General features: G+C 46.0%; 1 protein-coding gene. It reads right to left on the bottom strand.

Annotated elements, in window-relative coordinates:
* Positions 1–1134: mucin-binding protein (locus IEU90_RS11205; RefSeq protein ID WP_229723706.1), on the bottom strand; the 1134-nt coding region annotated here is incomplete at both ends.

Raw genomic sequence — 1134 nt, 5'->3', positions numbered from 1 at the left:
GTGATCCGGTGTTACAGTTGTAACATTTGGTGTCATTCCTGGAACTGAAGGTACTGGTTCGTTTGGTACAACCTTAGTTGGGTCTGTTGGGTCATTTGGAATCCGATTACCGCTTGGATCAACCGGTACAATGTTTCCAACCTTCGTGTAGGTTACCGTATCTTCAATATTCTGTTGAACAGCTTCCTTAGCTGGAACGTTAGCCTTGTCCGCCACGTAACCATTGATTACCGGAACCTTCACTTCATTGTAGCTGGCCTTATCAGAAGTCCAGTTCTCGTCCGGGTTGAGGATTTGACCAGTAACCTTGTCGATGATTAATGTCCGCGTCCATGTAGAAGTTTGGACATTGTCATCACGCATCTTGTTACCGTTGTTATCTACAAAGTGAACAGTTGAAGTGTAGTCCTTGCTGTAGTTGTCCTTTGCAGGCCACTTTGGACCTTCTGGGTAGCCTGGGTTAACAGGTGTACCTGGTTCTTCTGGGTTCTTAGGACCAACTGGAGCATGACCATGCTTCAATACAACCGTGAAGACTTGGTTTTGATCCGCGTTATCATCAAAGGTTGCGCCGGCTGGGAAGCCATCAGTTACGAGAACGTAACCGTGGGCTTCAAGCTGCTTGATTTCATCAGCAGTACTGTAGTTAATTACACTGCCAGCCTTACCAGTCAAGTTACCAGAAGTTGCGATTTGCGCGTTGTTGTTATCTTGGTCAACGTAGTTAACAACCGCAATTTGGTCAACTGCCGGCTTTGGATTTACCGTATTTGGAGTGTACTTAACCGGTGTATCAACACCTGGATTAGTAGGTGTTACCGTTGGTACTTCTGGCGTGTAATTAGGAATTGTTGGTACCGGTTCATTTGGCGTTACCTTGGTTGGATCCGTTGGATCGGTTGGGTATTGTGGTGTTGGTACATTTGGAATTGGCTTTCCTGTTGGATCAACTGGCACAATCTTACCATTTGGTACATAGGTAACTGTAGCTTCTTGGTCTTCCATGGTTACCTTTTGACCATCAACCTGTGCCCGATCGGCGTGGTAACCTTCAACAACTGGGGTCGCCACATTGCTGTAGCTGTCCTTGTTGCTTACCCATTCAGTTGAACTGATGATCTTACCAGTTACATT

The organism is Limosilactobacillus caviae (assembly GCF_014635905.1).
Lineage (GTDB): Bacteria > Bacillota > Bacilli > Lactobacillales > Lactobacillaceae > Limosilactobacillus > Limosilactobacillus caviae.
The sequence above is the reverse complement of the archived record's forward strand: the minus strand, read 5'-3'. Positions and strand labels throughout refer to the sequence as shown.